The sequence below is a fragment of the Tessaracoccus yangjingae genome, assembly GCF_054483935.1.
On sequence record NZ_CM137014.1, the window covers coordinates 1,465,059 to 1,491,614 of the forward strand.

A 26,556-nucleotide genomic window follows, 5' to 3' on the forward strand; every position below is an offset into this window, starting at 1 on the left:
GGAGAACGGAAGGGCCGCTCGAGGGTTGTGCCGGCGGCGGACGGGCGCGCGGGGGCGTCGGCCGCCGTCGAAGTACCATTCACCCGTGACCGATGAGCAGCGCCGAGACGACGCCGTGGCGGAGCCGACAAGCCCCGTCGCCCCCGAAGCGACGGCGTCTGAGGACGCGGAGCCCGCCTGGTGGGAGGCCGACGGCATGCCCTGGCGCAAGGAGCCGGGCAGGCAGGACATCGCCTGCCTGGCGTGGTTCGGAGTCGTCGGTGTGTTCGGCCTCATCCTGCTGCCCACCCGCGCCTGGCTGCTCGCCACGGCGCCCGACTGGCTGGCCATGATCACCGGCGGCCGCACGAGTGTCGCGGCCAGCGGGGCCATCGCGTCGACGGGGGAGATGCCGCACTGGCCGGTGGTGCTCGTCGTCGCGTCGATCCTCAGCCTCAAGTTCGACTGGATCTACTGGTGGGCGGGCAAGCTGTGGGGCCGCGGGATGATCGAGGTCTGGGCCGGGCAGTCCAAGCGCGCCGCCCGCGGCTACGCCACCGCCGAACGGTGGGCGGAGAAGGCCGGTCCGTTGGGCTTCCTCATCGCCTACATCCCGATGCCGCTGCCGCTCATGCAGGTGGTGTTCGTGCTCGCCGGCGCGTCGGGCATGAGCCTCAAGCGGTTCCTCGTCTACGACTACATCGCCTCGACGCTGTGGCTGATCGCGTTCTTCCTCATGGGGTGGCGCCTGGGGGACGCGGCGGTCGCGGTCCTCGACGCCTACGCCCGGATCGCCGGCTACGTGGCCATCGGACTGATCATCTTCATCGTCGTGACCACCGTCCTCAACCAACGTCGAAAGGCGCGTGAGCAGCAATGACGCCTCAGCCCTACCGCCCGACCGGAGTGCGCTTCGGCGCCGCCTACTACCTCGAGTACCAGCCCACGGACGACCCCACCAGGGACCTCGACCTCATGCAGGCCGCCCACTTCAGCGTCATCCGGGTGGGCGAGTCGACCTGGAGCACCTGGGAGCCGAGCAACGGCGAGTTCAACCTCGACTGGCTCCAACCCGTCCTCGACGGCGCCCACCAGCGCGGCATCGGCGTGATCCTCGGCACCCCCACCTACGCGGCGCCGCCGTGGCTGGCGCACGCCTACCCGGAGATCGCGGGCGAGCCGGAGACCGGCCGGCGCCACCCCTGGGGCGCGCGCCAGGAGATCGACATCACGCACCCCGCGTTCCTGTTCCACGCGGAGCGGATCATCCGCAAGGTCGTCGCCCGCTACGCGGACCACCCTGCGGTCATCGGCTACCAGGTGGACAACGAGCCGGGCGTCATCCCGCTGCACAACCACGGCACCTTCGTGCGCTTCCTGGGGTGGCTGGAGAAGCGGTACCACACCGTCGATCGGCTGAACGAGGAGTGGGGCCTCACCTACTGGTCCCACCGCATCAACCAGTGGTCCGAGCTCTGGCGCCCCGACGGCAACGCCCAGCCCCAGTACGACCTCGCCTGGCGCACGTTCCAGAACGAGTGCACCACCGGGTTCATCCACTGGCAGCGCGACATCGTGCGCGAGTACGCCCGCGAGGACCAGTTCGTCACCACCTGTGTGGCGTTCGACCGTCCCACCATCGACGAGGGCCAGGTCAGCGCGGGCCTGGATGTCGCGGCGGCCAACGCCTACTACGCCATGCAGGACCACCTGGCGCGGGGCTCGGATCTCGAGCGCCCGGAGCCGTGGGTGCGCACCGGCGTCCACGGCCTACTCGAGCTGGCCGACCGCTCCTACGCGCTGCAGCAGCGCCGATTCCTCATCACCGAGACGAACGCGCAGGCCATCCAGTGGGCCTCGGCCAACTACCCTGCCTACCCCGGCCAGCTGATCCAGGCCGGTCTGGCCCTCGTCGCCCGCGGCGCGGCGATGGTCGAGTACTGGCACTGGCACACCCTCCACTTCGGCACCGAGACCTACTGGGGCGGCGTGCTGCCCCACTCGCAGGTGCCCGGCCGGGTCTATGACGAGGTGTCGCGGCTGGGGGAGATCCTCGCCGCCGTCGGCCCGCAGCTCGACGACTACGTGCCCGACGCGGACGTCGCCATCCTCTGGGACACCCCCACCAAGCAGCACTACGAGTTCACCCCCCCGCTCAACGACGGCGGCGGGACCCCCCGTCGGACGGCGTACCACGACATCGTGGGCGCGTTCCAGCGCGGCGCCGTCGACGCGGGCGCGCAGGTGCGCTTCCTCCACACGGAACAGTTCCGGGCCATGTCCGCCGAGGACCTGGCAGAGCGGTACCCGGTGCTGGTGGCGGCGTCGCAGTTCGTTGCGAGCGGCCACGACCTGGCCCGGATGGCCCGCTACGCGGAGCACGGCGGCACCCTGGTGATCGGGCCCCGCACCGGCTACGGGGACCTCGAGGCGAGGGCGCGGCTCGCCGTCGCCCCCTACCGCCTGCGTGACGCGGCCGGGCTCACCTACGAGGAGTTCTCCAACCTCGACTCACCGCTTGCGCTGATCGGGGAGGCGATGGACCTGTCCGAGGGTGCCAGGGCGACGATGTGGCTGGACGGCTACCTGCCCACGGACGCGGAGGTGCTGGTCCGCTACGACCACCGTCGATTCGGCGACTTCGCCGCGGTGACCCGCCGTCGGCACGGCGACGGCAGCGTGGTGAGCGTGGGCACCGTGCCCAACCCGGCGCTCGCCGAAGACCTGTTCCGGATGCTCGTGCCGGCCCCGAGGTCCGGGGCGTGGGAGCGCGACGAGCCGGTCACGGTCATGTCCGGGGAGTCTGAGGGGCGCCGGTTCTGGTTCCTGCACAACTGGAGCGAGGAGCCCGCCTCCGCCACCGCCCCGCACGCCGTGGTGGACCTGGTCAGCGGTGTGGATTTCCCGGCGGGAGCGGCCCTCGACCTGGGCCCCTGGTCCTGCCAGGTTCTCGCGGATCCGGCCTGACGGGCCTCAGGCGCGGCAGCAGAGCGCGACGAGGAAGTCCGACTGGGGGGTGAAGGGGCGCAGGTCCCACGTCGACAGGGCGAGGTCCAGCCGGAGGCCGGCGGCGTCGAGGTCGGCGAAGAAGTCCGCGAACTCGTAGCCGCGCCCGGCGCCGAACCCGATGATGGCGCGGCCGTCCTCGGCCAGGTGCGAGGCGAAGCGGCGCAACACCTCCACGCGCGTGGACGGGGCGAGGAAGCCCATCACGTTTCCGGCGGAGATGATCACGTCGAAGTCACCATCCACGCCCTCGGCGGCGAGGTCGAGCTCCGCGAGGTCGCCCACCAGCCAGGTGGGGCCGGGATGGTCGATCTCGGCGGCCTGGATCAGGGCGGGATCCACGTCCACGCCCACCACCACATGCCCCAACGCGTGCAGCCGGCCGCCCACGCGGCCCGGCCCGCAGCCGGCGTCGAGGATGCGTGACCCGCGAGGCACCATCGCGTCGACGGTGCGCGCCTCCCCGCCCAGGTCGTGGCCGGCCGCCTCCATGATCTTGAAGCGCTCGATGTAGCGCTGGGAGTGGTCTGGGTCGGCGGCGATGATGCGCGCCCACTTGCTGGGTTCGGTCATGGGGCCATTCTGGTGGCCGCGACCCGGGCCCACAAACCCGCCGCGGTGGAGCCTCCTGAGGGAGTCGAACCCTCGACCACTCGCTTACAAGGCGAGCGCTCTGGCCGCTGAGCTAAGGAGGCGGGCGCCCCTATTGTGCCGGACGGTCGCCCGACGCGAAACCTGGGAGCGGGGCCTACGCCCCTGAGGCGGCCACGAACAGGCGGCCGTGGCCCCGGACCGTCACCTGCTCGTGGGCGGGGACGAACACGGCGTCGCCCGAGTCAAGATGCTGAGGCGGCCCGTCGCCGTGCAGCGTGAAGGACCCGTCGGTGGCCAGCGCGATGCGCCCTGAGTCCTGGCGGGGGAGCGAGAGGGCGCCGTCGTCGCACGGGGCGACCAGCCACAGCTCGAACTCCGGGAAGGAGGTGGGGTAGACGTAGACCCCGTCCGCGCCGGCCGCGAGGAGCACCTCCGGCGTCATGGGCTCGAAGCCCACCACCTGCAGCAGGCCGTCGACGTCGATGTGCTTGCTCGTCAGGCCGCCTCGCATGACGTTGTCCGAGTTGGCCATGATCTCCACGCCGGTGCCGCGCAGGTACGCGTGCATGACGCCTGCCTCCAGCGCGACGGCCTCGCCGGGCTGCAGCGCGAACCGGTTCATCAGGAGGGCCGCCAGGATCCCGGGGTCGCCAGGGAAGTGCTCGTCCAGCTCGACGGCGGTGCGGGCGAACTCCCCGAGGCTGCCGGGCGCGTGCAGCCGCTCGACGGAGGCCGCCAGCACCAGGTCGACGAGGTAGCGCCGCTCGTCAAGGGAGAGCACGTCGAGGAAGACCTCCTGCAGGGCGGGGGCGTCGCGGCGGTCCCTCAGGGGGCCGATCACCGAGGCCAGCTCGTCCGCCACGCCCAGGCCCTCGAACAGGCCCGCAGTCTTGACCGGATCACGGAAGCCCAGCAGCCCCTCGAACGGGGTGAGCGCCACGATGGCCTCGGGCTTGGGCCAGTCGTCCTTGAAGGAGCGCACCGGGTCGCTCGGGTGCAGGCCCAGCAGCGACTCCCTGGCGTAGCCCACCTCGGCCTGCTCGCGCGACGGGTGCGCCTGGAGGCTCAGCGGCGACGACGCGGACAGGATCTTCATGAGGAACGGCAGTCTGGCCCCGAACTGGGTCTCCGTGGCGGCGCCCAGGACGTGCGGCTGATCCTGGATGAGGTCCGCCAGCGCCCGCCCGTCCTCGAGGAAGGCATGGCCGCCCGGATGGGTGCCCAGCCAGTACTCGGCCCACGGGCGACCGTCCGGGTCCCGACGGAGGATCGACGGGATCTCCGTATGACTTCCCCAGGCGAAATGCTGGACGTGGCCGGTCAGTCGGCGCATGGTTGTCGAGTCCTCAGTGTGTGGGGCCAGGGCGTACTCGACTCTACCGCTCCCCGCCGACGGCGGTGCCGGCCGAAGGTCAGCCTGCCTAATGACACCCGTGTGATTCGGGGTTTAGACTGGGCCGCATGTCTGAAGCCCTCACCGTGATCGAGCCGGCCGCCCTGGCCGACCGTGACGCCGCGATCCTCGACTTCGAGGACAGCTGGTTCACCTCCACGGTCCCGAAGGACCAGGCCATCATGGAGCACTTCTCGCTGTCGTCTGCGCGGTACTACCAGCACCTCAACCTCCTGATCGACACGCAGGAGGCGCTGGAGTACAAGCCCCTGCTGGTGAAGCGGCTGCGCCGGATGCGCTCCCAGCGGCAGGCGGCCCGCTCCGCCCGCCGCCTCCACGGCTGATCGTCAGAACGTCGAACGGCGCCGGACCCCCGCCAGGCGGCGGAGCCCCAGCCCGAGGGGCATCGTCGGGTTCCTGCGGTAGCCGCCCTTGAGCAGGTCCGCCTGCACCTCGAAGGGGTTTGCGCTGGCCCGGTCCCCCGTGCGGACCATGGACCAGGCGGTGGCGAGCCCGTACAGCGGGAGGAAAGGCAGCCCCAGGCAGTAGGCGTACTGCCATGCGTGTCCGTCCTCGTGCTCCAGGAGCGCCGGGTTCGCCGCCTCCAACTCCTCCACGCTGCGGCGGGGCACCAGCACCACGGAGCCGATCGTCACCGCGCCGGCGTTGTGGATGGGCAGCCTGGCCCGGTCGGCGACGATGAGGTGTCCGCGCCGTCGCACCCGTGAGCGCCCCGCAACCGCCACGACCAGGCCGAGGGGCGTCGACAGGTTGGCCACGTTGGCGACGTTGCGCAGCAGTCGTGGGAGGTCCATCGTCGGCTCCGATCTGGCGAAGGGGTGCGTCTCCGTCGACACTAGTCGCCGTGGGCGGCGTGCGCGCGGCCGGAAAGTCTTTGCACTCTCTTGTGTCGAGTGCTAATAATGGGGTTAGCACTCTCACGCTTTGAGTGCTACCGAACTGCCGGTGAGGCTTAGCCGTCCGTCGCGGGCGCCGCGGTTCACCAGACACTGCACATCCAGGGGCCCACGCCCCACTTGACGGGAGGACTCCCGAAACACCATGGCAAAGCTGATTGAGTTCAACGAGGAAGCACGCCGCGGCCTCGAGCGGGGCATGAACACCCTCGCCGACGCGGTGAAGGTGACGCTGGGCCCCAAGGGTCGCAACGTCGTCCTGGAGAAGAAGTGGGGCGCCCCCACGATCACCAACGATGGCGTGTCCATCGCCAAGGAGATCGACCTGGAGGACCCCTACGAGCGCATCGGCGCCGAGCTGGTCAAGGAAGTCGCCAAGAAGACCGACGACGTCGCGGGCGACGGCACCACCACCGCCACCGTCGTGGCCCAGGCGATGGTCCGTGAGGGCCTGCGCAACGTGTCCGCCGGCGCCAACCCGATGAGCCTGAAGAAGGGCATCGAGACCGCCGTCGCCGCGATCGTCGCGCAGCTCGCCGAGATCGCCATCGACGTGGAGACCAAGGAGCAGATCGCGGCCACCGCCTCGATCTCCGCCGCGGACACCACCGTCGGCGAGATCATCGCCGAGGCGATGGACAAGGTCGGCAAGGAGGGCGTGATCACGGTCGAGGAGTCCAACACCTTCGGGCTGGACCTCGAGCTCACCGAGGGCATGCGCTTCGACAAGGGCTACATCTCGCCCTACTTCGTCACGGACGCCGAGCGCATGGAGGCCTCGCTGGATGATCCCTACATCCTGCTGGTCAACTCCAAGATCTCCTCGCTCAAGGACCTCCTGCCCGTGCTGGAGAAGGTCATGCAGTCCGGCAAGCCGCTGCTGGTCATCGCCGAGGACGTCGAGGGTGAGGCCCTCGCCGGCCTGATCGTCAACAAGATCCGTGGCACCTTCAAGTCGATCGCCGTCAAGGCGCCCGGCTTCGGTGACCGCCGCAAGGCCATGCTGACCGACATTGCCATCCTCACCGGTGCGCAGGTCATCAGCGAAGAGGTGGGCCTGTCGCTCGACACCGTCACCCTCGACCTGCTGGGCTCCGCCCGCTCCGTCCTGGTCACCAAGGACGAGTGCACCATCATCGAGGGCGCCGGCGAGTCGGCGCAGATCGAGGGTCGCGTCACGCAGATCCGTCGCGAGATCGAGAACTCGGACTCCGAGTACGACCGTGAGAAGCTGCAGGAGCGCCTCGCCAAGCTGGCCGGCGGCGTGGCGGTCATCAAGGTCGGCGCGGCCACCGAGGTGGAGCTCAAGGAGCGCAAGCACCGCATCGAGGACGCCGTCCGCAACGCGAAGGCCGCCGTCGAGGAGGGCATCGTCCCCGGTGGTGGCGTCGCGCTGCTGCAGGCGTCGAAGGCCGCCAAGGTCGAGGGCCTGGAGGGCGACGAGGCCGTCGGCGCGCAGATCGTCTTCACCGCGGCCTCTGCCCCGCTGAAGCAGATCGCCGCCAACGCGGGCCTCGAGGGCGGCGTGGTCGCGGAGAAGGTCTCGCACCTTCCCGTCGGCCAGGGCCTCGACGCGGCCACCGGCGAGTACGTCGACATGGTCGCGGCCGGGATCATCGATCCCGCGAAGGTCACCCGCTCGGCGCTGCAGAACGCGGCGTCCATCGCGGCGCTGTTCCTCACCACCGAGGCCGTCATCGCCGACAAGCCGGAGAAGGCCCCCGCGGCCGGCGCCGGCGGCGGCATGGACGAGATGGGCGGCATGGGCGGCTTCTGAGCCACCCCGTCGCACCCGACCATTCAGGAGGGCGGTCCCCGTTGGGGGCCGCCCTCTTCCGGGCCCGGGCGTTGAGCCTGACACGCCTGTCGTGGGGGGCGAGTTGAGCCGGAAATCGACCTCGACGCCCAGATGCCGAGATTTGAACGTTCATACTTCCGCGACATGGATTTCAGGCTCAACCCGCTGCGTTGAGAGCCGTGTCAGGCTCAAGCCGCCACGTTGAGAGCCGTGTCAGGCTCATCGGCGGGGCCGACGGGACTAGACTCGTGGGTGCGTCGACGGCGACCGGGCCCCGACAACCTGGAGGGCTGCCATGCTTCGATTCCTCGCCTCGACCGCGCTGCACCTGCTGGGCAATGCCGTCGGCCTCCTGGTGGCCTCGCTCGTCCTCGACGGATTCCACCTCGAGCCCCTGGGATTCGTGTTCAGCCTCCTGTTCTTCACGGCAGTCGAGGTGCTGCTCGGCCCCTTCGTGCTCAAGATGGCCATCACCCACATGCCCGCGCTCCGGGGTGGCATCGCGCTGGTGACCACGTTCGTCGGCCTGTTCCTCACCACGCTCTTCACCGGCGGGCTCCGGATCGAGGGGCTCACCACGTGGGTGTTGGCGCCGCTGATCGTGTGGATCTCCGTGCTTCTCGCGGCCATCCTGCTGCCCATGGTGCTCTTCAAGAAGGTGTTGGCCGAGCGGTCGGATCAGAACGCCACGCCACCGGTGGTCTGATCCGGGGCCACCCGCGATGGTAGGCGTCGCCGCCGGCGCGACCGGGGCCAGGAGGGCGGGCGAGACGCCTGGCCTGAAGCTGCTGCGCGCCGAACTCATGCCCGCCGTCGTGTCCATCCTGTCCACCCGCTTCGGCGACCACCGCTCGCTCGCCTACGGCGAGTTCGTCACCCAGGTGGCCGAGGACCTCGACGAGTTGCGCGACGCGGGCTTCACCCTCCCGCGCACCGCGCAGGAGTACGTGGCGGACTGGATCCGCGACGGCTACCTCATCCGTCGGCCCACCGCCGCGCGGGAGGAGACGGTTGAGCTGTCGCGCTCCGCCGCGGACGCGATCCGGTTCGTGGCCGCGGTCGAACAGCCCCGCTCGGCCGTGACGTCGTCGCGGCTGAGCACGGTGACCGGCCTGCTGGAATCGCTGGCCGCGGAGTCCGACACCGACCCGGCCACCCGCCTCGCCGCGCTCCACGCCAGGCGTGCCGAGGTCGACGAGGAGATCAGGCGGATCGAGGCGGGCGAGGTCCACGTCCTCGACGACTCGATGGCCAGGGAACGTCTGCACGAGATCCTGCGGCTGGTCGGCGAGGTGCCCGGTGACTTCGCCAAGGTGGCCGACGACCTCGAGGAGCTCAACACCTCGCTGAGGGAGCAGATCATCAACCACGAGGGTGCGCGCGGCGGGGTGCTCGACGATGTCTTCGCCGGCGTGGACCTCATCGAGAGCTCGGAGGCCGGCCGCACGTTCGGAGCGTTCCACGAGCTGCTCCTCGATCCGGTGCTGGCCGATACGTTCCACAGCGCCGTCGACGCGGTGCTGGAGAGGCCCTTCACCCTCGAGCTGCCCGCCTCCGACGCCGCATTCCTGCGCCGGTTCCTGGTGGTGCTGCAGCGGGAGAGCGCGCAGGTGCGGCAGAGCCTCACCGACTTCTCCCGGAGCCTGCGCCGCTTCGTCGAGACCCAGGAGTACCGGGAGCACAAGAGGCTGGCCGAGGCGCTGTCCCGCGCCGAACAGGCGGTGCTGCGCGCCCTCGAGCGCGTCCATCCCACCACGGAGATCGGCCGCGACCTGGACCTGACCTCGATGTCCATCTCGTCGATCGGGAGCTGGGCGCTGGACAACCCGGCCGAGATGCGCGCCACCGCGGACGTGGCCCGCGGCGAGGTGGCGGAGCTGGACCTCGAGCAGTTGAAGGCCCTGGTCCGGCTCACCGAGATCGACTTCGCCGAGCTGCAGCACAACGTGGCCGACACCCTCACCGTCGTCCCGGCGGCCACCGTGGGCGACGTGCTGGCCCGCCACAGCGCCTCCCAGGGGCTGGCGACCGTCGTCGGGCTGCTGCTGATCGCCGAGCAGCACGCGACGCGGGCGCCCGGCGAGGAGCCGTGGTCGTGGACCTCACAGGCGGGCGCCGAGCGGACTGTCAGCGCCCCGCGCTACGTTTTCACCGAAGTCCCGCCCGAGTGGAGTGCCCATGACGCTGCAGCCAGCCCCACGGCGCGCAGATGACGACGTCGACGAGTTCGACGACACGGTCGTCGAACCGCCGGTGGACCACGGCGAGCTGGACCCTGCCACCCGGCGCGTCCTGCTCAGCCTGATCCGCGGACCCTACCTGCGCGCCGACGAGCAGACGAAAGTCTGGTCGGCGCTGGTCCGCAATGAGGCGGTGGTCCGGACCCGGCTGGCGGATCTGTACCTGGACCTGGTGCTGGACATGGACGCGGGCGTGGCTTTCGTGCGCAACCTCGAGATCGACGACGCGCCCAAGGTGGTCCGCGCCCACCGGCTCACGGTGCTGGACACGGCGCTGGTGCTGTTCCTCCGCAGGCGGCTCCTCGCGGGGCAGGCCTCCTCGGCGCGCACGTTCGTGGGCCGCGACGAGATCGAGGACCAGCTCCGCTCCTACCAGCGGCTCACCACCACGGACAGGAAGGGCTTCGCGGACCGCATCACTGCGTCGATCAACAAGATGACGAAGAACTCGGTGCTGCTGTCCGCGGGCGCGGAGGACCGGTGGGAGATCTCGCCCGTCCTGGGGCTGGTGTTCGGCGCCGACGAGGTCGCGGCGGTCACCGCGGACCTCACCCGGATGGTGGAGTCGTGACGCAGCACAGGCTCTCCGGCGTCCAGGTGGTCAACTGGGGCACATTCGACGGCGAGTGGAGCTTCGCCGTGCCGTGGAAGGGCATGCTGCTCACCGGACCGTCGGGGGCGGGCAAGTCGTCGCTGCTCGACGCCATGGCCGCCCTGCTGGTGCCTCCGGGCAGGATGCGCTTCAACGCCGCGGCCCAGGGCACGGACACGGGGGACCGGGAGCGGAGCCTGGTCACCTACGTCCGCGGCGCGCACAAGCGGGAGACGGACGAGGAAACGGGCGAGGTGGGCACCGCCTTCCTGCGCAAGGGCCCCACCTGGAGCGCCGTCGCCCTCACCTACACCGACGGGGCGGGCTCGATCTCCACCCTGGTGCGGCTGTTCCATATCCGCGGCTCGTCCACTGACGCCCGCGACCTCAAGACCATGTACATCCTCGCGCCGGAGCCGGTGGACGTGCTCACGCTCAAGGGTTTCGTCGAGAGCGGCATCGAGAACAGGCGCGTGAGCGCCGCGTTCCCGCACTGGGACGTGTACAGCGCGGACGCATACACCGCGTTCTCCACGAAGTTCCGCAGGGTGCTCGGCGTGGGCAGCCCGCAGGCGCAGATCCTGCTGCACAAGACGCAGTCGGCCAAGAACCTCACCAACCTGGACAACCTCTTCCGCGACTTCATGCTCAACGTGCCGGAGACCTTCAGACTGAGCGACGCCACCGTCGAGCAGTTCGAGGAGCTGCGGCTGGCGCACGCGTCGGTGGTGGACGCCCGGCGGCAGGTGGAGGCGCTGTCGCCGCTGCGCGGGCTGGACGTGACGCTGCGGGGCCTGGCGGGCGAGCGGGCGGCGCTGGCCGCCGAGGAGGCACACCTCGACGCCTGGCTCCTCGGGCGTCGGCTGGAGGCCGCGCGGGCCTCGCTGGGGCGCGAGGTTCCGCTCCTGGAGAGGCTGGCGGCCGAGTTGGCGACGGCCGAGCAGGCCCACGAGGAGGCCTCCGGCGAGCTGCTCCGGGCCGAGCGGGCGGTCGAACAGTCTGGCGGTGAGCGCGTCGGGGCGCTCGAGGACATGCTCGGACTGCTGAGGGCCGGCCGGGCGGAGCTGGAGCAGCGCACGCACGTCCTCGCCGAGGCCGCCGACGTGCTCGGCCTCCACTTCCCTGCGGGCGCGGGGGACGCCGCGCGCTTCGCCGCCCAGATCGACGAGCGGGCCCGGCTCCTCGACCAGGATCGCGTGCGCCAGCGCGAGGGACAACTGCAGCTGCTGCCGCGGAAGGCGGAGCTGACGAAGCTCCGTGCGGCGCTCGACGGCGAGCTGGAGGCCCTGCGCAGGCACCGGTCCAACCTGGACGCCCGTCTGCTGGGCGTGAGGGAGCGTCTTGCCGGGCTGTTGAACGTCGACGAGGCGAGGCTGCCGTTCGTCGGGGAGCTCCTGCAGGTCAAGTCTGAGGAGTCGGGGTGGTCGGGGGCGATCGAGCGCGTGCTCGGTTCCCTGGCCCGAACCCTGGTGGTGCCGGAGGAGTACTACCTGGCCGCGGCCGAGTTCATCGACGCCGAGTTCCTCGGCGCGAGGCTGGTCTACGAGCGGGTGCCGAGCGGCGAGGCCGGCCCGGCCCACGTGCAGGCGCCCGGCGGTTCCCTCGTCGCGAAGTTGGACGTCGCCGCCGGCCCCTATGCCGGGTGGCTGGCTGACAGGCTCCTGCAGCGCTACGCGTACGCCTGTGTGGAGTCGGCGGCGGACTTCGCGCGCCATGACCGCGCAGTGACCCGCAGGGGGCAGGTCAAGCACTCCGCGGTGCTGCACGAGAAGGACGACAGGCGCGGCGTCGGGGACCGCTCCCGCTGGGTGCTGGGGTTCTCCACGGAGGCTAAGGAGGCCGCGCTGGTGGAGCGGCTCGAGGGGCTCAGCGGTGAGCTGGAGGACATTGAGCGCCGGCTGACGGACCTCGACGAGGTGGACCGGGACCTCCGCCGGCAGGACTCGGCCCTGGACCGGTTGTCTGGTTTCGCCTGGGAGATGGTCGACGTCGGCCCGGTGGACGCGAAGTTGCGCTCCGTCGAGCGCGAGCTGGAACAGCTGCGCGACGCCAACAGCGACCTGCGTCAGCGCGAGGCGGAGCGGGACCGGGCGGCGGAGGCGCTGCGGCGCGCCGAGCAGCACCGCCGCACGCTCGCGGCCCAGCACGACTCCAAGGCGGCAGTCGTCGAGGATCTCAGGGCCAACGTCGACAGGTGGGCGGCGGAACTGGCGGAGGCCCCGCCGGTGGCCGACGAGGTGGCATCGGCCCTTCATCGACGCCTTGAACAGTTGGCGGTGTCCGACCAGAAGGCGGAGGGCGCGCTGCGGGGCCAGTTCCGGGAGGTGGCGGAGACCATTCAGAAGCGCACGGCCCGGGCGGAGCGTGCTGCGGCCGCGTCCATGGGCGAGTACGGACGCGAGTGGCCGGGACAGGCCGCGGACTGGGGCGACACCGTCGAGTACCTGCCGGAGTACCTCCAACGCCTCGTGGACCTGGAGACGGATCGCCTTCCGGAGTTCGAGGAGCGCTTCTTCTCACTGCTGCAGAGCCAGGCCCGCAACAACGTGAGCCAGCTCTCCATGATGATCCGCGGCGCCCGCAGGGAGATCCGCAGCCGCGTCGACGAGGTGAACAGATCGCTCCTGCTGACCCCGTTCTCGCCCTCCGGATTCCTCCAGATCGAGGTGAGGGACCGGTCGCTGCCGGACGTCGACAGGTTCCTGGCCACGCTCAACGCGATCACGACGGGATCGGTGATGGACGCGGTGGCGGCCGGGACCGAGGAGGAGCGGCAGGCCTCCGAGGGGAGGTTCGTGCTCATGCAGGAGTTGCTCGCGAGGCTCGGGTCGGCCGACGCGGCAGACAAGGCCTGGCGCGAGCGTTGCCTCGACACGCGTCAGCACGTGCAGTTCCAGGCCCGGGTGGTGGACGCCGACGGCGTTCAGCTCGATGTGTTCACCGGCTCCGGAGGCAGGTCGGGCGGCGAGCGGCAGAAGCTCGTGACGTTCTGCCTGGCCGCCGCGCTGCGCTTCCAGCTCGCCCCGCCGGGCAGGACCGAGCCCACCTACGCCCTCGTGGTCATCGACGAGGCCTTCGACAAGGCGGACCACACCTTCACGCAGGCGGGCCTGGAGGTGTTCCGGTCCTTCGGCTTCCAACTCCTCCTCGCCACCCCCATGAAGATGCTGCAGACCATCGACGACTACGTCGGCGGCGTCGTCATGGTCACCAACGAGGCGGGGCGAGGCTCCGCGCTGCAGGAACTGCACTACGACACCGTCGGCGCCCCCTCGGCGGGCTCGCCCGAGGGCGCGCAGGAGGTTCTCCTGTGAGGACGGTCGACGACCTGGCGGCATGGGCGGCACGCCAGTGGCGCGCCAACTGGCCGGGGTGGCTGGCCGACCCGGACCAGCCGGCGCCGTCCTGGCCGCTGCACCCACCCGCCTCGCGGGAGATCGCGGCGGACCCCGACGGCGTTGCGCGGGAGGTGGGCCGCTGGGTGGCGGCGGAGGCCGAGGCCGGGGTGGAGGTCCAGTGGGTGGAGCGCCGGTCGGGGGCCTTCGGCACGCAGCGGCTGCCGGCCAGGGTGACGGTGGAGCCGGCCGCGATGGCCCTGCTGGCCGGCGAGGGGCACACCTGGGCGCGGGCCGTCCAGGCCGCGGGGATGCTGCGCCGCGCGTGGCCGGACCTGGACCTGGGGGCGCCGGTCCGGTCGGCCGCCACGAGGCTCGGGAAGCTCGGCGAGGAGGATGTGACCCGCCTGCTGGCGGTGCTCGGCTGGCTGGAGGCGCACCCGGATTCGGGGCTGTGGGAACGCGAGCTGCCGGTGACCGGGGTCGACTCCAAGTGGCTCGAGCGTCACCGGGGGCTGGTTGACGCGCTGCACGCAGGGATCGTCGGCGGCGCCGCAGGGCTCCGCAGGCACGGGCCGGTGTTCCACGTTCGGTACCTGGACCCCACGCTGGCGGAAGGGCCGCGCGAGTTCGCCGTCGGGATCTCCGCGGTGGCGGCCCTGCCCGTGGCCGCCGGCCGCGTCCTGCTGGTCGAGAACCTCACCTCGCTGCTGGCGCTGCCCGAGCTGCGGGGCACCGTCGCGGTGCACGGTATGGGTTTCGCGGCGCCTTCGCTGGCACAGGTGCCGTGGATCCGAGGAGCGGAGGAGGTCTGGTACTGGGGTGACGTGGACACCTACGGCCTGCTCATCCTCGGCCAGGTGAGGGCGGCCCTGCCGACGGTCCGTTCGATCCTGATGGATCCCGCGACCCTGCAGGAGCACCGGCAGTGGGCGGGGCCCGAGCCCAGCCCGTTCCGCGGTGAGATCGGATTCCTCACCGCCGACGAGCATCGCACGCTCTCCGCGCTCCGCGAGGGGGACCTCCGCCTCGAGCAGGAGCGCATCCCGCGCGCGCACGCCCACGCCGCGCTGCGCGCCTCCGCGCTCCGGGCGTCGGGCGTTGGCAAGATGGGGGCATGAGTCTGCTGGAGGTCATCGCACTGCATGCGGCGGACGCCGAGCGCGCCGAGGCCGGGGGCGCGGACAGGATCGAGCTCCTCGGCACCATGGACGACGACGGTCTCTCGCCGGAGCCCCGCGTCGTCGAGAAGGTGCGCCGGGCCACCTCGATCCAGATCCGGCCTATGGTGCGTCTCCGCGCCGGCTTCGGCACCGACGGCGGGGAGGCAACCCGGCTCAAGGGCCTCATCGCCGGCTACCTCGATGCCGGGGCCGACGGCGTGGTGCTGGGCTTCCTCAACGGGCTCAACCGGATCGACAGGGAGGTGGTGGGCGAGCTCGTCGGGGACGGGTCGTTCCCATGGACCTTCCATCGCGCCATCGACCACTGTCTTGACCTCGACCGCGCATGGGCGGACGTGCGCACGCTGCCCCGCATTGATCAGGTGCTGACCGCCGGCTCAGCCCGCGGCGTCGAGCAGGGCCTCGACGACCTGGTCCGCCGCGCCCGTGCCGACGCGGACGTGGCGCGCCTCATCATGGCCGGCGGGGGCCTCGCCCCGGAACATGTGCCCTGGCTGGTGCGCGCGGGGGTACGCGCATTCCACATCGGCTCGCCCGCCCGCCCGGGGCGCTCGTTCAAGGCCTACGTCGACTCGGAGCTGGTGGCCAGCTGGCGCGACCTCATCGACGACGAGGTGGCCCACACCAGGCATCCCCATGGGTGACCGCCCGGTCCATCGACGGCTCGCCGCCCGCGTGATCGTGCTGGCCGGAGACGAGGTGCTGCTGATGGGCGACGTCGACCCGGGGGTGCCAGGGTCGCGGTTCTGGCAGGCGCCCGGTGGGGGAGTGGAGGCCGACGAGGGCATCCGCTCGGCAGCCGCCCGCGAGCTCGAGGAGGAGACCGGCCTCGTGCTCGACGAGGAACTCCTGACCGGCCCGGTCGCCGTGCGCCGCCTGTTCCGCGGCTACTCGGACCGCATCCTGGTGCAGGACGAGACGTTCTACCGCCTCCACACTCTGCGCTTCGAGCCCGTGGTGGCGGGCCTCACGGAGCGCGAGCGCAGCCGCCACGTGGCCAGCCGGTGGTTCAACCTGGACGACCTGCCCGAGAACACGTGGCCGGGCGAAATGGCGGCCCTTGCCCGCTGGCAGGGCGCTCACCCCGTCGACCTTGGTCACGTGGAGGAGTCCACCGTCCCCATCGTCGACGGCGACCTCTAGAGCGGGACGTGCATCCCCTCGTTGGGGCCGCAGAAACGGGCACTGGCTAGGGGTGTCGGTTGGGTTCCGCGGCGGCTGAGGGGGACCGGCCTCGCCCATGGGCGCCCTTGGGCTGGTTGAGTCGGGCCGACGCTTTCCCGCTGGTTGAGCCGGGCTGCCCCTCCCGCTGGTTGAGCCACGCCGAGCCGCCTGCGGCTCAGCGTGTGTCGAAACCGACGTTGGCTAGGGGTGTGGGTCGGGTTCCGCGGCGGCTGAGGGGGACCGGCCTCGCCCATGGGCGCCCTCGGCACGCCAAAAACCGCCGGCGTGCCTCGCCCAACGCCCGACCCACCGCGACCGGTCCCCCTCATCCACCGCTCCGCGATCACGTCGCGTACCCAGTCGGAAGCGCCGCCTGGCGATTCCCGTCGTCCTCGACGACCCACTAATTGTCATGCTGAGTGTCGAGTACGACACTGAGCATGACATTTAGCGACGGTGGAGTCCCTGAACCGGTGCGAGGGGGGTGTTTTCGGCGCGGGCGGCACCGTTTCGCGGCTTGGCCTGCACACCCAGCTGTCGCGTAGGCGGGTCACTGCGCCCAGGCGGGGGAGCTGGCCAGGGTGAGGTCGTCGTCCTCCGGTGGGCGGTGTGGTGCCCCTGCCTGGGGTGTGAGGTGTTGGAGGCGGTGGCGTTGGTGCTGCCGAGGTTTGCGGGTGGGGTCGATGTGGCGGGGTGGGGTGAACCATGGCAGGCCGGTCATCTGGTCGAGGTGTACCTGCCACTGGGATTCGGCGGACTGCAGCGGGTCGGGTTCGACGAGGCGGTGATGGTGCGGACACAACAGCACCCCGTTGGCCAGGCAGGTTGGGCCGCCTGTCCACCAGGGGATGATGTGGTGGCATTGGCAGGCGGCGGGGGTGGCGGTGCAGCCGGGGAACACGCAGCCTTGGTCGCGTTGGGTGATCGCTGCGCGGAGGGCGGGGGTGAAGTGGCGGTGGGTGCGGCCGACGTCGAGGGGCCGGGATGCGCCGCCGAGGACCAGGGGGGTGAGGCGGGCGTCGCAGGCCATGCGTCGCGCGTCTCCGGCGGTGAGGCCGTCGATCCCGCCCACACCAAGGACCTGGACCGGGCCGAGACCTGACACGAGGGTGTCGTAGTTGAGGGTGATGTGGACGTGGGGGCGGTCGACGCCGTGGGAGGGGAGGGTGCCGCCGGAGGCGGCGTGCTGGACCAGCAGGACCAAGGCGTCGGCGCGGCGGGTGTCTGGGCCTGCTGCTTCTCCGGTGTGGGTGTAGGTCGATTTCGCGGGCATCAGGGCGTCGAGCTGCGCCGACAACAATGCGGCGTCGGCGACGGGGAGCTGGCCGGTGATGCGGATCGAGCCGTGGTGATCGGGGGCCAGTCGCAGGTACCGGTTCCGCCGCGCCGCGGCCTCCTCCCTGGCCAGGCGGCGGGCGTCGTCGGCGTCGGCGTGGTCGGGGTCGACGACCTCCGTCAACCGGGCCGCGAGGATTCGTAGTTCGGACGGCCCGAGGGTGGTGGCGTGGGCCAGGATCAACTCCTGGCACTCCACCAACTGCGCACGGGTGAGGTGCACAGGCAGTTTCCGGAGCCCGGTGATGATCGCGTCGGCCTGCGCCACCGAGATCTCGCCGTCGTTGAGGGCGGTGCCGATGAGGGGGAATCGGTCACCGAGATCGGAGGCGAGGCGCAGCGTGGCGGTGGCCTGCGCTGGGGTGGTGCGCACCGATTGCCGCACGCGATCGATGACGGCATCCGCGGCGGACAGGCGGGCTTCGTGGAGTAGGTGGAGCCGCAGCCCGGCGAGTTGGGCCTCGAACTCGCCGATCGAGTCGACCAACCCGGCCAGACGCTGCACCGCGGCGGCGTCGGTGCCGAGGGCGGCGGCGGCGTCCCACAGCGCGGCGAGATACCGCTGCCCCAGGTCCACCACCGTTTCGCTCATGTGAATCATTCTGTCAACGACCACTGACAGAAACGGGCCCGGAAAGCCCTCCCGGCAAGAATTTCTTGAGGCAATTTCCGGCCGTGCCAGGGACTCGCTCTGCCCGCAGGGCGAACCACCTCGAGGCGATGTGGGGCGGCGCGTCGTCGATGACTGCGGCAGCGGGAGCTCCCCGCGCGCGTGGGGAGCGATCACCACTAGCGTGAGCGCAGCCCGCCCGCAACGAACACGATGGTGAACACCAGCGACGCGATCATGCCCACGGCCGAATCGCGGCCGAGCGTGTCCGTGATCAGTTGCCACCCGAGGAGGGCCAAGCCGATCGCCAATGCCGATCTCCCGGCCCGGCCGGTCAACGCCTCGGTGCGCATCCCCAAGGCGCCGGCGGCGGTGAGGACGAACGGGGACAACGGCGTCAGGATGAGCCCCAGGAAGCACAACCCGCCCGCGATGAGGACCAACTGCCTCTGCTGTGCGGGGGGGCGTTCGGGGAGTCCGGGGGGCTGGGGCCACTGGGGGAGTCCGGGGGGCTGGGGCCACTGGGACGGCGGGGTGCCAGGCGCCTGGGCGCGGCGGGCCGGCGGGAGTCCCTGCGGGGGACCACCGACGGAGGGCGGGGGACCCGTGACGGGTGCGGGCGCCGGTGTCACCGGTGTGGGGGCCGAGCCGAGCAACTCGCCAGGCGGAGGGGGCAGCGGGCGGCCTGTGGGGGCGGGCAGCTGGCTGCCGGCCTCGCTCACCCACTCGCGCCCGACCGGCTGGGGGGCCGAGGTCAGGATGGGTGCCCTGGGGTCGCGTTTGGCACCGGCGACGGGGCCGGGGGTGAGCGCCGAGCCGGTCACGGCGAAGGATTCGCGTGGGTCGCGACCCTGCTTGCCACCCGTGGCCAGCTGGGCGAGCGGGGGCTGCGCGGCGGCGTCGAACCCGTCGGGCGCGGCGATCGGGCCAGGCGTGGGGGCGCGCCACGGCTCGCCGCCGGACAGCGGTTCGGCCCGCGGGGTCGCGAAGCCGTCGGGCCGCTCCGTCGGCGCGTAGGCCGCGCCGTCCTTCCAACTCGCCATGCCCCCATGCTACCGACGCCCCCACGCCCGCCGCGTGACGCGCAATGCGCAGAGACGCTGCTCACTTTCGGGTCACATGATCAGAAAATGCGCGCTTTCGCGAGGCCGAACCTTAGTGTCGAGGCACGAGCGGCCGCCGGGTCGCCGATGTGAGGTCATGGAGGTAAGGGCGATGGAAGTGGTGCTGTGCGCGGATGCGCAGGCCGTGGGGGAACTGGCTGCGGATCGGGTGACCGAGTACCTGCGGGGCATCCCGACCCCGGTCCTCGGGCTCGCCACCGGCAGCTCCCCGCTGCGCCTGTATGAGGAGCTCTCCAGGCGGGTCGCGGCGGGCGTCCTTGATGTCTCGCACGGCCTGGGCTTCGCCCTTGACGAGTACGTGGGCCTCGATCCGCGCCACCCGGAGAGCTACCGCAGCGTGATCACCCGCACCGTCGTCGAGCCGCTGGGGATGGACCCGGCGCGCGTCAGCGTGCCCGACGGCACGGCCGCGGACCTGCAGGCGGCGGCCGACCGCTACGACGAGGCCATCGCCGCGGTCGGCGGCGTGGACGTCCAGGTGCTGGGCATCGGCACCAACGGCCACATCGGGTTCAACGAGCCGTTCTCCTCGTTCGCGTCCCGCACGCGGATCAAGACGCTCACCCCCGAGACCCGCCGCGACAACGCCCGCTTCTTCGGCGACGGCGAGGTGGTCCCGTCCCACTGCGTCACGCAGGGCCTGGGCACCATCATGGAGGCCCGAGTGGCGCTCATGGTGGTGACCGGTGAGCACAAGGCCGACGCCGTCGCCGCGATGGTCGAGGGTCCGGTGGCCGCGTCCTGCCCGGCCTCGATCCTGCAGTTCCACCCGCGCGCCGTGATCATCGTCGACGAGGCGGCGGGCTCCAAGCTCGCCTACGCCGAGTACTTCCGGGAGATCGCCGAGACCGAGCGGAGCCTGCCCGGGCTCGCCGTGCGGTGACGTCGTCGCGCTTATTGGGGTCGGCGCTCCGGAGCGGATAGACTGCCCAGTCAGACTGACTACTAGTGCAAGCGAGGGCGACGTGCCTACCGGAAAAGTGCGGTTCTTCGACGCGGAGAAGGGCTTTGGGTTCATCACCAAGGACGACGGCGGCGATGTCTACGTGCGCTCAAACGCGCTTCCCGCGGGCGTTGCGGCGCTGAAGGCGGGGCAGCGCGTCGAGTTCGGCGTCATCGAGGGCCGCCGCGGGGAGCAGGCCCTGAGCCTGCACGTGCTCGAGACTCCGCCGTCGCTGTCGAAGGCGTCCCGCAAGGACCCCGAGCAGATGGCCGTGATCGTCGAGGACCTGATCAAGATGCTCGACGGCATCGGCAACGACTACCGCCACCGCAGGCACCCTGACGGCAAGCACGCCACGCGGGTGGCCGAGCTGCTGCGCCGGGTCGCCGACGAACTGGAGCTGTGAATGGCCAAACCCAAGCTGGACACCGTCACGGCGGCCGCCGTCGATCTGGCCCGTGCCGCCGCCGTCGAGATGGGCGGCGAGGACTCGGTCGGTGAGCACCTGGGCGTCGTGGCGGAGGACGGCGACAGGGTGGTCACGCACTCGTTCGCGAGCGTGCGCCCCGGCTACCAGGACTGGCACTGGGCGGTCACGCTCGTCCGGGCGTCCCGCGCGAAGGAGCCCACGGTCAACGAGGCCGTGCTGCTCCCCCTTCCCGGGGCACTCATGGCGCCCCCCTGGGTGCCGTGGGCAGAGCGCATCGGCCCCGGAGACATCGCTCCCGGCACGCTCATGCCCACCCCGGACGACGATCCGCGGCTGGAGCCGGGCTTCTCCGCCACGGACCTGCCCGCGGACGCGGACACCTCCGAGTGGGTGCAGCTGCGCACCACCGTCGCCGAGCTGGGCCTCGGCCGCCCCCGCGTGTTGAGCAGGTTCGGCCGGGACGAGGCTGCCGAACGGTGGCTGGAGGGCCCGCCCGGACCGGCCGACGACGGCTCGCGCGAGGCGCCGGCCCCATGCAAGACCTGCGGCTACTTCGTGGCGCTGCGCGGCTCGCTCGGCACCCTCTTCGGCGCATGCACCAACCAGTACTCGCCCTGGGACGGGCGGGTGGTCTCGCTCGATCACGGCTGCGGCGGTCACTCGGACGTGGTGGATGCCGAGCGCGCGCGGGATCTTCCGGCGCCTGCCTTCGACACCATCGCGCTCGACGAGGGCCTGTTCGACTGACACTTCGGAGTGTCGGCGCCTAGCGCGTGTGGACCCCGCTGGTTCCGCCGCGTCGGGTGGCCGTACGATAACGGTCCGTGGTTACCAATACTCCCAAGGCAGCACGGCTGCACCCAGAGTCGGAGCGTCAAGCGTCCGGACTCGATGGCTTCTTCGAGATCACCAAGCGCCACTCCACCGTCGGGCGGGAGATCCGTGGCGGCCTGGTGACGTTCTTCGCGATGGCCTACATCATCGCCCTCAACCCCCTCATCATCGGCACGGCCGCGGACCGTGACGGCAACCTCGTCTCGGGCCAGCCGAAGTTCACCGACGCGGCGATGACCATCGTCAACGACGCGGCCGTGGGCCAGTCGATCGGCATGGTGGCCGCGGCTACCGCCCTGATCGCGGGCCTCCTCACCCTCGCCATGGGCATCATCGGGCGGTTCCCGATGGGCCTGGCCACCGGGCTGGGCCTCAACGCGCTGGTCGCCTACGTGCTGGCGCCCCAGATGACCTGGCCGCAGGCCATGGGCCTGGTGGTCTGGGAGGGCATCCTCATCTTCATCCTGGTGCTGACCGGGTTCCGGACGGCCGTGTTCCGCGCCATCCCGAAGACGCTGCGCACCGCGATCTCCGTGGGCATCGGCCTGTTCATCGCCTTCGTGGGTCTGATCAACGCGGGCATCGTGCGCAAGCCCGCCGGCGCCCCGCCGGTGGAGCTGGGCGTCAACGGCTCCCTGATGGGCTGGCCCATCGCCGTGTTCTTCCTGGGCATCATGGTGCTGATCACGCTCCACGTGCTCAAGGTCCGGGGCGCCATGCTGATCTCGATCCTCGTGGCCACCGTCGCCGCGGTGATCATCGAGGCCATCGGCGGCATCGGCGCGCAGATCCCCGACGGCTCCAACCCGCTCGGCTGGGCGCTCAACGTGCCCGCGCTGACCAACTTCACCCTGCCGGACCTCGGCCTCATCGGCCGCGTGGACATGGTGGGCGCGTTCTTCCCGGACGGCGCGTTCTCGATCACCAACTTCCTCGCCCTCGCGGTGCTGGTGTTCTCCCTGCTGCTGGCGGACTTCTTCGACACCATGGGCACCGTCGTGGCCGTCGGCAGCGAGGGTGGCCTGCTCGACGAGCACGGCATGCCGCCGCGCACCACGGAGATCCTGCTGGTGGACTCCGTCGCCGCCGCCGCGGGTGGCCTCGGTTCGGTCTCCTCGAACACCTGCTACATCGAGTCGACGGCGGGCGTCGGCGAGGGCGCACGCACCGGCCTCGCGTCGGTGGTCACCGGGGCTGCGTTCCTGCTGGCGATCTTCCTGGCCCCGCTGATCAACATGGTGCCCTCCGAGGCCGCGGCCCCGGTGCTGGTCTTCGTCGGTTTCCTCATGATCGCCCAGGTGGTTGACGTCGACTGGAACGACCCGGAGGTGGGCATCCCGGCCTTCCTCACCATCATCCTGATGCCGTTCTCCTACTCGATCACCACCGGCATCGGCGCGGGCTTCCTGGCCTACGTCTTCATCAAGATCGTCAAGGGGCACGCCAAGCAGGTGCACCCGCTGATGTACGTGGTGGCGGCGCTGTTCGTCATCTACTTCGTGCAGGGCGCGCTCATCGGCCTCATCAACTGACACCGTCCTCGGAGGGCCGGGCGGGAACCGCCCGGCCCTCCGTCGTGCCCGGCGCACACATCTCCGCCCGTTCAGTCAAGGGGCGAGGGCCGGGGATGGAAGAGTCAGGGCGCGTCCGACGCGGCCGGTAGTCTGTCGACCATGTTCCAGAAGGTATTGGTCGCCAACCGAGGCGAGATCGCCGTCCGCGCTTTCCGCGCCGCCTACGAACTCGGCTTCCGCACCGTCGCCGTCTTCCCGTACGAGGACCGCAACGCGGACCACCGGATCAAGGCGCAGGAGTCCTACCTGATCGGCGAGGAGGGCCACCCCGTCCGCGCCTACCTGGACATCGACGAGATCATCAGGGCCGCGAAGGAGTCGGGCTCGGACGCCATCTACCCCGGCTACGGGTTCCTCTCGGAGAACCCCGATCTGGCGGCCGCCTGCGCCGCGAACGGCATCACCTTCATCGGACCCTCCTCGGACGTGCTCACGCTGGCTGGCAACAAGGTGCGGGCGCTCAACGAGGCCAGGCGGGTGGGCGTGCCGACGCTGGCGTCGTGCCCCCCGTCGACGGACCCGGAGGAGCTGATCAGGGCCGCCCATGAGATCGGGTTCCCCGTGTTCGTCAAGGCGGTCGCCGGCGGCGGCGGCCGCGGCATGCGCCGCGTCGACGATCCCGCGAGGCTGGCCGACGAGCTGGGCGCCGCCATGCGCGAGGCCGAGGCCGCCTTCGGCGACCCCACCGTGTTCATCGAGCAGGCCGTGGGCGCGCCCCGGCACATCGAGGTCCAGATCCTGGCAGACACGCAGGGCAACGTGGTCCACCTGTTCGAGCGCGACTGCTCCATCCAGCGCCGCCACCAGAAGGTCATCGAGATCGCCCCGGCGCCGCACATCTCGCAGGAGCTGCGCGACGCGCTCACCGCCGACGCGGTGAAGTTCGCCAAGGCCATCAACTACACCTGCGCCGGCACGGTCGAGTTCCTCGTCGAGACCGAAGGGGAGCGCGCCGGAAGCCACGTGTTCATCGAGATGAACCCGCGCATCCAGGTGGAGCACACCGTCACGGAGGAGATCACCGACGTCGACCTCGTGCAGGCGCAGATGCGCATCGCCGCCGGGGAGTCCCTCGAGGACATCGGCGTGCGCCAGGACGAGCTGCAGATCAGGGGCGCCGCCCTGCAGTGCCGGATCACCACCGAGGATCCGCAGAACTCGTTCCGCCCGGACACCGGCCTCATCACGGCCTACCGCTCCGCCTCCGGCGCGGGCATCCGCCTCGACGGCGGCACGACCGGCACCGGCGTCGAGATCAGCCCCCACTTCGACTCCCTGCTGGTCAAGCTCACCGCCCGAGGCCGCGACTTCCCGATGGCGGTGGCCCGCGCCCGCCGCGCGCTGGCGGAGTTCCGGGTCCGTGGCGTCGCCACCAACATCCCGTTCCTGCGCGCGGTCCTGGACGACCCGGACTTCGCCGAGGGCGAGGTGACCACGGCGTTCATCGACCAGCGGCCCTACCTCCTGCACGCCCGCACGCCGGCGGACCGGGCCACCAAGCTGCTGCGCCACCTCGCGGAGGTGACGGTGAACCGGCCCAACGGCGAGGCGCCCACCACGCTGGACCCGGCGGTCAAGCTGCCGACGGTGGACCTCCTGTCCGCCGCGCCGGACGGGTCGCGCCAGCGGCTCCAGGCGCTCGGCGCTGAGGGATTCGCCCGCGCGCTGCGGGACGCGGTGCCGGTGGGCATCACCGACACCACCTACCGCGACGCCCACCAGTCGCTGCTCGCCACCCGCGTCCGCACGCGGGACCTGCTCGCCGTCGCGCCTGTTCAGGCAAGGTTGCTGCCGCAGATGCTGTCCGTGGAGTGCTGGGGCGGCGCCACCTACGACGTGGCGCTGCGGTTCCTCGGCGAGGACCCGTGGGAGCGGCTCGCGTCGCTCCGCGAGGCCATGCCCAACCAGAACCTGCAGATGCTGCTGCGCGGGCGCAACACCGTCGGCTACACCCCGTACCCCACCGCGGTGACCGAGGCGTTCGTGTCAGAGGCCGCCGCCACCGGCGTCGACATCTTCAGGATCTTCGACGCGCTCAACGACGTCGAGCAGATGCGCCCGGCGATCGACGCCGTGCGCGGCACCCCGTCTGTGGCGGAGGTGGCGCTCTGCTACACCTCCAACCTCCTGGACCCCGCCGAGAAGATCTACACGCTGGACTACTACCTGCGCCTCGCGGAACGCATCGTCGACGCGGGCGCGCACATCCTGGCCATCAAGGACATGGCCGGCCTGATCCGGCCCGAGGCCGCCCGACGGCTGGTCACGGCGCTGCGTGAACGCTTCGACCTGCCCGTGCACCTCCACACGCACGACACCACCGGCGGTCAGCTGGCCACCCTCATGGCCGCCATCGACGCGGGCGTCGACGCCGTCGACGTGGCCAACTCAGCGATGAGCTCCACCACGTCGCAGCCGCCGATGTCGGCGCTGGTGGCGGCGCTGGACCAGACCGAGCGCCAGTCCGAGCTGGACCCGGAGGCCGTGCTGAACCTGGAGCCCTACTGGGAGGCCGTGCGCAAGATGTACCGGCCGTTCGAGTCCGGGCTCCCGGCGCCCACCGGCCGCGTGTACAGCCACGAGATCCCCGGCGGTCAGCTCTCGAACCTGCGGCAGCAGGCGATCGCTCTGGGCCTGGGTGAGAAGTTCGAGGCCATCGAGGACATGTACGAGGCCGCGGACAAGATCCTGGGCCGGCCCACGAAGGTGACCCCGTCGTCGAAGGTGGTGGGCGACCTCGCCCTGCACCTCGTCGCGGTGGGCGCGGACCCGGCGGACTTCGAGGCGGACCCGCAGCGCTTCGACATCCCGGACTCGGTCATCGGCTTCCTCAACGGGGAGCTCGGCGAGCCCGCAGGCGGCTGGCCCGAGCCGTTCCGCAGCAGGGCCATCGAGGGGCGGCGCACGCCGTCGCGCGTCACGGAGGTGGCGGAGGCGGACCTCGCCCTCCTCGGCCAGCCGGGCCGGACCCGCCAGGAGACGCTCAACAGGCTGCTGTTCCCCGGCCCCACGAAGGACTTCGAGCAGCAGCGCGAGGACTTCGGCGACATCTCCGTCCTGCCCACGGTGCCGTACCTGTACGGCATGGAGCGCGGCCGGGAGTACGCCATCACGCTGGAGAAGGGCGTCACGCTCCTGGCCGGCATCGAGGCCATCTCCGAGCCGGACAAGCGCGGCAAGCGCTCCGTCATGTGCCTGCTCAACGGCCAGATCCGCCCGGTCCGCGTGCGCGACCTGGGGATCAAGTCCGAGGTGGCGGCCGCGGAGCGCGCCGACGCGAAGAACAAGGGGCACGTCGCGGCCCCCTTCAGCGGCGCCGTGACCCCGACCGCCGTCGAGGGCGCGCGGGTCGCGGTGGGGGACCAGGTGGCCACCATCGAGGCCATGAAGATGGAGGCGGCCATCAACGCCCCCGTCGCCGGAGTGGTCACGCGGGTGGTGCTTCCTGGCACCACGCAGCTCGAGGGCGGCGACCTGGTGCTGGTGATCGCCCCGGAGTGATCC

The 26,556-nt window shown here is 71.2% G+C and carries 21 protein-coding genes and 1 tRNA gene; 16 read left to right on the forward strand and 6 right to left on the reverse strand.

All coding sequences use genetic code 11. The features are described 5' to 3' along the window. Positions 1-85 precede the first annotated feature (85 nt). Positions 86-859: a DedA family protein gene (locus ACX1D3_RS06240; RefSeq protein WP_458996124.1), complete on the forward strand. Its 774-nt coding sequence runs from the start codon at positions 86-88 to the stop codon at positions 857-859. Then, entirely contained in the window at positions 856-2,946 is a 2,091-nt protein-coding gene (locus ACX1D3_RS06245; protein WP_458996125.1) for a beta-galactosidase, read from the forward strand. Before ACX1D3_RS06240 ends, ACX1D3_RS06245 begins: the two co-directional genes overlap by 4 nt. A gap of 6 nt (positions 2,947-2,952) precedes the next feature. Here the strand turns inward: ACX1D3_RS06245 and ACX1D3_RS06250 are convergent, their stop codons facing one another. The 3 genes from ACX1D3_RS06250 to manA all read right to left on the reverse strand — a co-directional run bounded on the left by ACX1D3_RS06250 (position 2,953) and on the right by manA (position 4,912). After that, entirely contained in the window at positions 2,953-3,558 is a 606-nt protein-coding gene (locus tag ACX1D3_RS06250; protein WP_458996126.1) for a class I SAM-dependent methyltransferase, read from the reverse strand. Positions 3,559-3,604: 46 nt separating this feature from the next. After that, positions 3,605-3,680: transfer RNA gene (locus ACX1D3_RS06255), tRNA-Thr, on the reverse strand. 53 nt (positions 3,681-3,733) lie between these two features. Next, positions 3,734-4,912: a mannose-6-phosphate isomerase, class I gene (gene manA, locus ACX1D3_RS06260; protein WP_458996127.1), complete on the reverse strand. Its 1,179-nt coding sequence runs from the start codon at positions 4,910-4,912 to the stop codon at positions 3,734-3,736. Positions 4,913-5,040: 128 nt separating this feature from the next. Between manA and ACX1D3_RS06265 the strand changes: the two genes are divergently transcribed. Continuing rightward, positions 5,041-5,316 (forward strand): DUF3263 domain-containing protein, encoded by a 276-nt coding sequence (locus ACX1D3_RS06265; RefSeq protein ID WP_458996128.1) that lies wholly within the window; start codon positions 5,041-5,043, stop codon positions 5,314-5,316. 3 nt (positions 5,317-5,319) lie between these two features. On the opposite strand, the gene ACX1D3_RS06270 is transcribed toward ACX1D3_RS06265, so the two are convergent. Continuing rightward, entirely contained in the window at positions 5,320-5,787 is a 468-nt protein-coding gene (locus ACX1D3_RS06270; protein WP_458996129.1) for a hypothetical protein, read from the reverse strand. 247 nt (positions 5,788-6,034) lie between these two features. Between ACX1D3_RS06270 and groL the strand changes: the two genes are divergently transcribed. From groL to ACX1D3_RS06310, 8 genes are all read left to right on the forward strand, one after another. Beyond that, on the forward strand, positions 6,035-7,666 hold the full coding sequence (gene groL, locus ACX1D3_RS06275; protein ID WP_458996130.1) for a chaperonin GroEL: 1,632 nt from the start codon (positions 6,035-6,037) through the stop codon (positions 7,664-7,666). 316 nt (positions 7,667-7,982) lie between these two features. Continuing rightward, a complete protein-coding gene (locus ACX1D3_RS06280) occupies positions 7,983-8,393 on the forward strand; it encodes a phage holin family protein (protein WP_458996131.1) in 411 nt (136 codons plus the stop codon). 16 nt (positions 8,394-8,409) lie between these two features. Further along, entirely contained in the window at positions 8,410-9,900 is a 1,491-nt protein-coding gene (locus ACX1D3_RS06285; protein ID WP_458996132.1) for a DUF3375 domain-containing protein, read from the forward strand. Next, positions 9,866-10,498 carry a DUF4194 domain-containing protein gene (locus ACX1D3_RS06290; RefSeq protein ID WP_458996133.1) on the forward strand — a complete coding sequence of 211 codons (633 nt, stop codon included), beginning with the start codon at positions 9,866-9,868 and terminating at the stop codon, positions 10,496-10,498. The genes ACX1D3_RS06285 and ACX1D3_RS06290 overlap by 35 nt, the downstream gene beginning before the upstream one ends. Further along, positions 10,495-13,833 carry an ATP-binding protein gene (locus ACX1D3_RS06295; protein WP_458996134.1) on the forward strand — a complete coding sequence of 1,113 codons (3,339 nt, stop codon included), beginning with the start codon at positions 10,495-10,497 and terminating at the stop codon, positions 13,831-13,833. Before ACX1D3_RS06290 ends, ACX1D3_RS06295 begins: the two co-directional genes overlap by 4 nt. Further along, positions 13,830-14,975, forward strand: coding sequence for a Wadjet anti-phage system protein JetD domain-containing protein (locus ACX1D3_RS06300; protein ID WP_458996135.1), 1,146 nt, complete (start codon positions 13,830-13,832; stop codon positions 14,973-14,975). The genes ACX1D3_RS06295 and ACX1D3_RS06300 overlap by 4 nt, the downstream gene beginning before the upstream one ends. Further along, positions 14,972-15,682 (forward strand): copper homeostasis protein CutC, encoded by a 711-nt coding sequence (locus tag ACX1D3_RS06305; RefSeq protein WP_458996136.1) that lies wholly within the window; start codon positions 14,972-14,974, stop codon positions 15,680-15,682. The genes ACX1D3_RS06300 and ACX1D3_RS06305 overlap by 4 nt, the downstream gene beginning before the upstream one ends. Next, positions 15,675-16,181, forward strand: coding sequence for an NUDIX hydrolase (locus ACX1D3_RS06310; protein WP_458996137.1), 507 nt, complete (start codon positions 15,675-15,677; stop codon positions 16,179-16,181). The genes ACX1D3_RS06305 and ACX1D3_RS06310 overlap by 8 nt, the downstream gene beginning before the upstream one ends. Positions 16,182-16,752: 571 nt before the next feature. On the opposite strand, the gene ACX1D3_RS06315 is transcribed toward ACX1D3_RS06310, so the two are convergent. Continuing rightward, positions 16,753-18,129, reverse strand: coding sequence for an HNH endonuclease signature motif containing protein (locus tag ACX1D3_RS06315; protein ID WP_458996138.1), 1,377 nt, complete (start codon positions 18,127-18,129; stop codon positions 16,753-16,755). A gap of 197 nt (positions 18,130-18,326) precedes the next feature. Beyond that, positions 18,327-19,190 carry a hypothetical protein gene (locus ACX1D3_RS06320; protein WP_458996139.1) on the reverse strand — a complete coding sequence of 288 codons (864 nt, stop codon included), beginning with the start codon at positions 19,188-19,190 and terminating at the stop codon, positions 18,327-18,329. Positions 19,191-19,362: 172 nt separating this feature from the next. On the opposite strand from ACX1D3_RS06320, the gene nagB reads away from it, so the two are divergent. The 5 genes from nagB (at position 19,363) to ACX1D3_RS06345 (ending at position 26,553) form a co-directional block, all read left to right on the forward strand. After that, complete coding sequence (nagB, locus tag ACX1D3_RS06325; RefSeq protein WP_458996140.1) at positions 19,363-20,154, forward strand: glucosamine-6-phosphate deaminase; 792 nt, start codon at positions 19,363-19,365, stop codon at positions 20,152-20,154. 82 nt (positions 20,155-20,236) lie between these two features. Then, a complete protein-coding gene (locus ACX1D3_RS06330) occupies positions 20,237-20,620 on the forward strand; it encodes a cold-shock protein (protein WP_458996141.1) in 384 nt (127 codons plus the stop codon). Next, positions 20,621-21,391, forward strand: a complete 771-nt coding sequence (locus ACX1D3_RS06335) for a DUF3027 domain-containing protein (RefSeq protein ID WP_458996142.1) — start codon at positions 20,621-20,623, stop codon at positions 21,389-21,391. It begins immediately after the preceding gene. Positions 21,392-21,468: 77 nt separating this feature from the next. Beyond that, a complete protein-coding gene (locus tag ACX1D3_RS06340; protein ID WP_458996143.1) occupies positions 21,469-23,010 on the forward strand; it encodes an NCS2 family permease in 1,542 nt (513 codons plus the stop codon). A gap of 141 nt (positions 23,011-23,151) precedes the next feature. After that, on the forward strand, positions 23,152-26,553 hold the full coding sequence (locus ACX1D3_RS06345) for a pyruvate carboxylase (RefSeq protein ID WP_458996144.1): 3,402 nt from the start codon (positions 23,152-23,154) through the stop codon (positions 26,551-26,553). The last annotated feature ends 3 nt before the right edge of the window (positions 26,554-26,556 follow it).